Source organism: Calditrichota bacterium (genome assembly GCA_013152715.1).
Classification (GTDB): Bacteria; Zhuqueibacterota; Zhuqueibacteria; order Thermofontimicrobiales; family Thermofontimicrobiaceae; genus 4484-87.
Genome location: JAADFU010000051.1, coordinates 1 through 8039, shown reverse-complemented (window position 1 = coordinate 8039; position 8039 = coordinate 1). Strand labels below are relative to the sequence as shown.

The following is an 8039-nucleotide window of genomic DNA, read 5'->3' as shown; positions in this document are numbered from 1 at the left end:
TAGTTCAAATTTCCATTATCCGCAAGGACGCCGAAGGCGTTTAACTTTTGTAGAAAAATAACAACAAAACACTAAACAACAACCCCGAAGGAGTTGAACTTCGTCCATCGGCAAATAAAATTGCCGTTCAATGGTCGATGCTATTTTTTTGTTGAACTCCTTCACTATTCTTCATTTGTGCGGCAATCGTTGTGTGCTACAAATGTGAATCCGCCTGCTGCGGATTTTTATTTTCGTTTCGGCACAATGGTAATTAAAAACAGTGTCTGGAACAACGAATCATAAAATAATGCCGTCTTAAAGGTTAAAATGATATTATTACTTTGATTGATTACCAGCAAGCCATGAAAATTGGCTAAAATTTCATTATTGCAAAAGAAAAAATCCGATTGCAAATTGCAAGTCAAATTCACGGATCACGGCAGTTTTCGGGGATGATTCTTGTTTCTATTTCAGTTTTTTTAATGCGAATGACCAGTTAAAATTGAACATAAGTCGCTAATTTATTGTTTTTAAAAGGCTGACGCCTTAACTCCACTCCAAAACTCCACTCCAATTTAGGAATTAAGCCGTAAGGCTTTTATTATTTTCATTGCTATTTTACTTAAAATTTTCCAACTGGTCATTCATATTTTTACTTTAAATTTAAAGCAATTGCACCGACCGCTTTGGATTTCATGCGTCAAGCTATGCACAAGATTTATTAGTGAGTTAGGCACAATGATTGCAACTGCTTAACAGTTGAACGATTTCAAAACAGTCAACTCAGTTCAAAACATAAAATAGTCAATTTTCAATTCTGGCTATTTTCTTATTTTATTAATAATAATTGGCTTATCGCTATCTTTTTTTTAATTCTTTTATTTTCAACAAATAATCACCCTTTTGAGAGTAGTCGTTTTGGGGACACTTATTTGTTACTCGGAACAAATTTGATAGTTCAATTAATTTCTAAAATATCTTTGCATTATCGGCAAAAAAATCTTGATTTGATTTTATTAATTGTTTATATTGGAAAAGTTAAACTTAAATGATTTGAGGGAAAGTGGTAACGTCTGGCATGGAACATCAACTTATTCTGGTCGCCGACAACGATGCCAAAAATCTTGAGATACTCCGAGAGAATCTGGAAGCTTCCGGTTTTTTGGTATCTTCCGCATCCAACGGCAAGGAAGCCTGGGAAGAAATCTCCAGCACAAAGCCAAAATTAGCGCTGACAGAGACCAGTTTGCCGGGTCTTTCCGGTTTCCAATTGATGGAGCGCATGAAAAATGATCCGGAGACCGCATCCATCCCGGTGATTTTTCTGACCAAGCAGCGCGATGTTCAACAACGGCTTCGGGCGTTCGAATTGGGCGCGAAAGACTATCTCGTGAAACCGCTGCATGTGAAAGAAGTCATTGCGCATATCCGAATGATACTTCGCCGCCTGAAAAAATTTGACGTGGAAGCCGCTGATGTGCAAAATCAATTTTCCGGGAAATTGGAACAATTGAATCTCGCCGATCTGATTGAAAGTTTTGGCGTAGAAAGAAAAACCGGCATTTTGACGCTCAGCAACAGTCGGCGCAGCGGTCAGGTTTTCTTTCGCGAAGGCGCGGTGGTCAACGCCCGGCTCGGCGATTTCAAGATGGAGCACGCCCTGTACCAGATGTTTCCCTGGAAAAAAGGCTTTTTCAAAATGATTTTCCGCGACGTGGACATTGCCGAAGAAATTTCCATTAGCAATTTAGGGCTGCTGCTGCAAGGGCTGAAACGAATCGATCTGCGGGAAAAATTGCTCAAAAAACTTCCCTCGCCGAAGGCGACATTTTACACCACGCCGGTTTTTGAGCAACTTTTGGAAAAGAAAAAACTGAACAACGGCGTCAGCGAATTCACCCGCCTGCTGGACGGCAAACACACCATCGAGCAGATCATCGACGAATCTGGTCTGGATGATTTGGTCGCGCTGAAACGTTTAGTCCGTTTGTACCAGCAGGGTTTTATCAAAACAGACGTCAAAGTGGCGAAGAAAAAAAATCAGCCAGAGCTGGAAAAAGTGTTCGCCGGTCTGGAAGAAGATAGTTTGTCGCAACGGTTATCTTCGCGCCCGCCGATTCAACCAACTGAAACGGAAATCAGCGTCGAGCCGCCCAACGGTAAAGATGAAGAAGCGGTAGAAAAAGGTCCTATTTTTCCAGGGCTGGAAAATAAAGAAACGTACAAACCCTCTCGGGAAGAGGTTTTTCAACAAGACTCGCCACCCTCTCTCGAATTGCGCCAGGAGCGGAAAGAGAGCGTGCAATTTTCTGATTCATCGAAGAAAAAGCCTTCTCTGGAACCCCCGCCGACGATTGACACGAACAAGACTCTGTTCGAGGAAGTCTTTTTAGAAGATGAGTCCGAAAAATCAGCGCCGTCGCAGCAAGAAACGGAAACAACTTCTCCGCCGGATCAGGACAATTTCCCGGATCGGGAACGCGAAGCCGCGCGGCAAAATTCAATTTTAGCGGATGAAAATATCGAAGACTACGTATTTGAAGTCAACCCGCAGCGCCGCGGCGATGACTTGGAAAATGAAATCAAACCATTGATTTCGGAAATTGAAAAAGCCAGCGAGCGGAAAGACAAAACCGAATCACAGACGACAGAATCGAGCGCAGAGCCGCCTGAAGAAACGGATATTCCCGACAAAATTTTGGAATTTTCTCCCCCGGAAGAAAAAATATCGACTCCAGACGAGCAGCAGGAAACCTTTGTTGACGAAGAACTTTTACGCCAGGCAGCTCATCTTCAATGGCAAAAACAGGCAACGATTGCGGAGACGCCGCCAAAACCGCCGGATCAGCCGGCGAAAGCAGAAAAAAAACAGCCGCGTCCGGCAACCGGCGACAAAATCGTTCTCATCAGCGTGGATGAAGATTGCAAAGACAGCGTGATGGACATTCTGACGCACGATAATTTCAAATCGCTGAAAGTACTGCCCGAGCAGAATTTTAATATCGACGTGGGCAAGATTAATTTGAATGCAGAACGCGAAGTCAAGTTAATCTCGGTGCCAATCGAGAAACAACTGAATCCGTTTCTGGAATCCATCGAAGATAGCGCCCTGGCTTGTCTGTTCACTTTTGACTGTTCCCGGCCGGAAACCTGGGAATACACCGGTTATTTGATTCACTCAATCAGCGACAAATTCGGCGCGCCGTTTGCGGTTTTGGTAATGAATTTGGACGAGCAGGAATCACTGACCACGGACGTCATTCGCTACAAGCTCAACCTTTCGGCGGAAAATCCGGTTCTGCCCTGCGACGAGACCGATGAAAATTGCGTGCGCCAATTGCTGGACACGATAAAAAATTTCGCCGGAATTGTGTGATCGACAATCCGTTCGACTTGGGTAATTTTTTGTGAATAATATTTCTCTCATGTTGTGATGGCGGTTCTGACTCATGGCAATCACAACATTTATTGTTTTTAGCCTATCGCGCCGAAAAGCATCCGGCAGACAAAAACATCGCGCAAATCTCAAAACTGATCATCCAGGGCAATGAATAAAAAAATAGTCATCATTGACAATGACCGAAACTACATCACTCCTTTAGCCGCCGGCTTGCAGCACGCGGGATTTTCCGTGTATCTCTGGGACGAGCGTCAGGATCTATTGGAATTTATCCGCCAGACCAGACCGGACATGATCATTTCGGAAGCGCATTTGGAATCCGTTGACAGTCAGGAATTTTTCAAGCGCTTGAAATCCTTGCCAGAATTCAAATTCATCCCTTTTCTTTTTACCAGCAGCCAGAAAAACGTCGATGAACGGATTAAAAATATCGAAATAGGCGTCGACGATTTCCTTGGCAAACCATTTTACGTGGAAGAAGCGGTATCGCGCATCTCCAATTTGCTGCAGGAACTGGAAAATTTTGGCGGCTATCAGTTGGAAACAGAAAGAGGCTTCACCGGCAATCTGACGGAAATGAATCTCGTGGATTTGATCCAAACCATGGAATTGGGCAAAAAGTCAGCGGTCATCAAGTTGAAGCGTCACAATACTCTGGGCGAAGTTTACCTCGTCGACGGCAATGTAGTTAACGCGCGTCTCGATCATCTTGACGGGGAGCAAGCAATTTTGCGCCTGTTCACCTGGACAATCGGCGTTTTTTCCGTAGAAATGACCGCAGTGACTCAAAAGCGAAAAATTCAAAAAACTAACAAAGAGCTGATCGATATCGGCTTGCGCCGTTTGAGCTCCTGGGAGCAAATCAGACAAGGATTGCCGCCGCTGCAAGCAGTGATTGCTCCGACGGAACAGAAAAATTGGCAAAAGTTGAGCGATGAGGAAAAAGAACTCCTAAAAATGATTCCCGACAAAATTCGTCTCTCCGACTTGATCGCGAAAAGTAAATTTGACGATTTAAAGGCATTAGAGCTCGTGCGCAGTTTGTACCAGAAGGGTTCGCTTCAGGAAACAGAGGACAACTATAACCATTACGTGGAAGACTACCTCAAGCGCGTGAAACAAAACAGAGCTGCCGGCGAGAACTCAACGGAGCGCGCGGCAACAATTGTTTCCAACATTTTGCGCAAAACAGACAAAGACCCCGGACAGGAACGACGCGAGCAAGATCGACGTCAAACGCCGGAGCGTCGCTTTCACGGAAGAAGGCAGGGAGACCTGGCTTACGGAAGAAATCCCATTTATTTGTCAAAAATAGAACTTTTAATGATAAAAGAAGCGCTTTCTTGAAAATTACGGCAAATTAGGTTGAATTTTAATGAAAATCGGTGAAATTGCCATTATAAGCCACAATAACCGCCAGCGGGATGCGTTCATTCGATCAATCTGCGAGAAACTTGACTTGAAAAATGAACTCGTCTCTTTCAGCCGTTTCGACGTCAACAACCAGCTTGCGCTTCACCTGTACGGCATCAGCATCGACAGACAGGACACGGATTTGTCCTGGGACCTGATCTCACGCAAAATGCTGGGCTACGTGGTCATTTTTGACTGGGAGGATTTGATTTCGCTGGAGTCCGTCAAGCCGATTCTGGACAATTTCGCCGAAACGCTGACCGCGCCATTTGTCGTGGTAGGTAATGTGAAGGACATGAAAAAACCGCCCATTCCGAAAAATTTTTTTCAGGACAAAGGAATTTCTCTGTCGCCGAATTTCCGCTTCACTTTCGGACAAGTGGAGAACCGAGAAAGCGCGCGAAAAATTTTAACGCTGCTGATCGACATGCTTCTCGACAGAGTGGAACAAAACGGGCTTTTGGGGCATTGATTAAAGTGAAGCAATTGCTTCATCGAAGTTTGGAATTAAGCGGTGAGGCTTTTATTAGCCACAAATTGACACAGCGCTTTAAAATAATATTTTCTCTACCGGCAAATCAACCAACGAGGTTTTTTTCATGTTCGGCCAGACAAAAGAAACACTGCGACCCGGAGAAAAGCTGGATATTTTGTACTGCCTTTTCCGGGGAGACAACATCGAGCAGTTGATTGACAAACTGGATAACGACAGCGTTGTCGCGCTGCAGAAATTTGTCTGGGAGACGACCGCGGAGTTCGGCATCATCGCGCGCCGGAAAAATTTCAGTCGCCGGGAAATCACGCGCAAAATGACGCCGACGCCGCAATACCAGAAAAGCCGCGGCTGCAATCAACACACGTATCAGTGCAAAGCCACCGAGTGCATCCGGTACAATCCCGAATGCGCCCGCGAAAAAATCAAAGAACACGTCAAAGTCATGGCTGAAACGCTGCAAGAATACATTAAAATTGAACGGCAGAATGAGCCCTTTGAAAAAATGTTGTTGGAAATTCACTAATTTCGCTCTCTCTCTTTTACTTTTTTCTCTCCTGATTCCCGCTGTCGTTTGTGCCGGGCAGGTGTGGAAACAACTCTCCGCGTCAAATTTTCAAATTATTTACCAAAGAGAAGATGCCAAAAACGCCGTTTCCCTGTTAGCGACGCTCACGAGCATGGCTCCGGAAATTTCACAGAAATTAGGCGTCACTTTACCGGACACGGTGTCAGTCATCATCGCGCCAACAGAGAAGGCGTACCGACAATTCGCCGGCAGCGCGTTTCCCGATTGGAGTCAGGGACTCGCCTCTCCCGGGGAAAATTTAATTTTGCTGAAATCGCCGCGTTTTCTCCATCTCTCCCGCGGCTACGACAAAATCGCCGTGCACGAATTGACGCACATCGCGCTGAATCAGGCCGTGGGGAATCAAGCGATCCCGCGCTGGCTCAACGAAGGCATTGCCGTCTATTTTTCGCGGGAAAAAGCCTTTGCCTCGAATTCGCTGGTGTCAAAAGCACTGCTCACAAAATCAATCATCCCGCTGGACGAAATTGACAACGTGCTCCAATTTCACGCCGAAAAAGCACAACTGGCGTACCAGGAGAGTTATCTCGCAGTGCGTTTTCTTTTTGAACAATTCGGCGCGGAAAAAGTAAAGGAAATTTTGCGCCGCCTCCGTGCGGAAGAGGAAATGGATCAGGCATTCACCGGCGCGCTGGGCATTGACACGGCGCAGTTCGAGCAAGCGTGGCTGAGAAAAATCAGCAAAACACATCGCTGGCAATTTTTGGTGGATTTTGACACCTATCTCTGGATTTTTGTGCTGCTGCTTTTTTTACTCGGATTTGCGCTCATGCGCCGCCGGAATCGCTTAAAATTGAAACAATGGGAAGAGGATGAGTTCGACGACTTCGATGCAATTTAAAATCGAATACGCTTTGACGAAAATTTTAGGTCTGCTCGCGCGCGGACTTTCTCAGCGCTCTGCGGCAATATTGGGAGACCGCCTCGGAGGATTTTTTTTCCGTTTCATCCCCATTCGCCGGGATGTCGCATTCAAAAATTTGCAACACGCCCTGGGGAACGAAAAGAGCGACGCCGAGTTGTGGGACATTCTTGAGCGCAACTACCGCCATTTTGGACAGATGCTGCTGGAATTCGCCCGCATCTCCCTGCTGAAGCCGGGGCGGGTATCGGAACAAATCCCGGTGAAAAATCAACACATTCTGGAACAAGCGCTTGCCAAAGGCAGAGGCGTGCTCTTGCTTTCCGGTCATTTCGGTAACTGGGAATATCTGGCTGCGGCAGCCGCCCAAATAGGTCCTCCGTTGTACGCTGTGTTTAAAGAGCAGAAAAACAAGAAAGTGGACGCTCTGATCAAGGAACAGCGCATTTCACTGGGATTGTTGCCGCTGAAAGTCAAGGGCGGCGCGGCGCGCGGCATTCTCTCGGCACTTCGCGAAGGCGCTAAAGTGCTCATTCTGTTTGATCAGGATGCCGGCGGGAAAGGCAAATTTATCAATTTCTTCGGACGGCCGGCTTCCACCACCGACGGTCCGGCGCGCATCGCCATCAAATACAATGTTCCGGCAGTTTTCGCCTACGGCGTGCGCAATAAAAAAGGGCAAATCGTGGCAACGTTTGAACCTTTCCCTGATTCGGAGAATTTTGAAAACTCGGAACAAGGAATCACCCATTTCATCGAAACCTACAACGCCCGACTGGAAAAGCTCATCCGCCGCCATCCGGAACAATATTTCTGGATGCACCGACGCTGGCTGACCTGGGAGCGGCATCAGGAAAAGATGAAAACGCTGAAAAATGTGTGAACATTCCTGTCGGGCTGGCTCATTCGACACCGGACAAAAAATTTTCATGCTTTGAAAAAAAGACTTGACTTTTTGATAAAAATTGTTTAATTATAAGAGGTTAAATTACAATTTTGCTAACCGATGACCAATTTTCAAAAACGGCATTTTTTTCGCTGTTAATTTACTGATAATCAAGAGATTACAAAGTTTTTAGTCGTAATAGGGGTTAGCAAGAATTTTAAGACACTAAGGTTTTTATTGAAGTTAAGCTATTTTTCGGCAATTTTTTGCATAGCAGTTACGTCTTTTTTCAGGTCGCCCCATGTCCCTCAAAGAGGGGGTTAGCAAAATGGGTATGCTAATTCATTGTTTTTATTAAGCAAAAAACAGGGTCGGTCTGAAACATTGCCTTGCCAGATAGAGGATTGAGACTCA

Annotated in this window: 6 protein-coding genes; all 6 read left to right on the top strand. The window is 45.7% G+C overall.

Features of this window, described 5'->3' with window-relative positions; genetic code table 11:
• Positions 1 to 1045: 1045 nt before the first annotated feature.
• The 6 genes from GXO74_04525 to GXO74_04500 all read left to right on the top strand — a co-directional run bounded on the left by GXO74_04525 (position 1046) and on the right by GXO74_04500 (position 7622).
• Positions 1046 to 3358: a response regulator gene (locus GXO74_04525; GenBank protein ID NOZ60926.1), complete on the top strand. Its 2313-nt coding sequence runs from the start codon at positions 1046 to 1048 to the stop codon at positions 3356 to 3358.
• Positions 3359 to 3529: 171 nt separating this feature from the next.
• A complete protein-coding gene (locus tag GXO74_04520) occupies positions 3530 to 4729 on the top strand; it encodes a response regulator (protein NOZ60925.1) in 1200 nt (399 codons plus the stop codon).
• A gap of 28 nt (positions 4730 to 4757) precedes the next feature.
• The gene (locus GXO74_04515) at positions 4758 to 5267 is read left to right on the top strand and encodes a hypothetical protein (protein NOZ60924.1); all 510 of its coding nucleotides are present in this window, start codon (positions 4758 to 4760) and stop codon (positions 5265 to 5267) included.
• Between the two features lie 127 nt (positions 5268 to 5394).
• Positions 5395 to 5814: a hypothetical protein gene (locus tag GXO74_04510; GenBank protein NOZ60923.1), complete on the top strand. Its 420-nt coding sequence runs from the start codon at positions 5395 to 5397 to the stop codon at positions 5812 to 5814.
• A complete protein-coding gene (locus GXO74_04505; GenBank protein NOZ60922.1) occupies positions 5777 to 6718 on the top strand; it encodes a hypothetical protein in 942 nt (313 codons plus the stop codon). Before GXO74_04510 ends, GXO74_04505 begins: the two co-directional genes overlap by 38 nt.
• Complete coding sequence (locus GXO74_04500; protein ID NOZ60921.1) at positions 6690 to 7622, top strand: lysophospholipid acyltransferase family protein; 933 nt, start codon at positions 6690 to 6692, stop codon at positions 7620 to 7622. The genes GXO74_04505 and GXO74_04500 overlap by 29 nt, the downstream gene beginning before the upstream one ends.
• Positions 7623 to 8039: the final 417 nt, after the last annotated feature.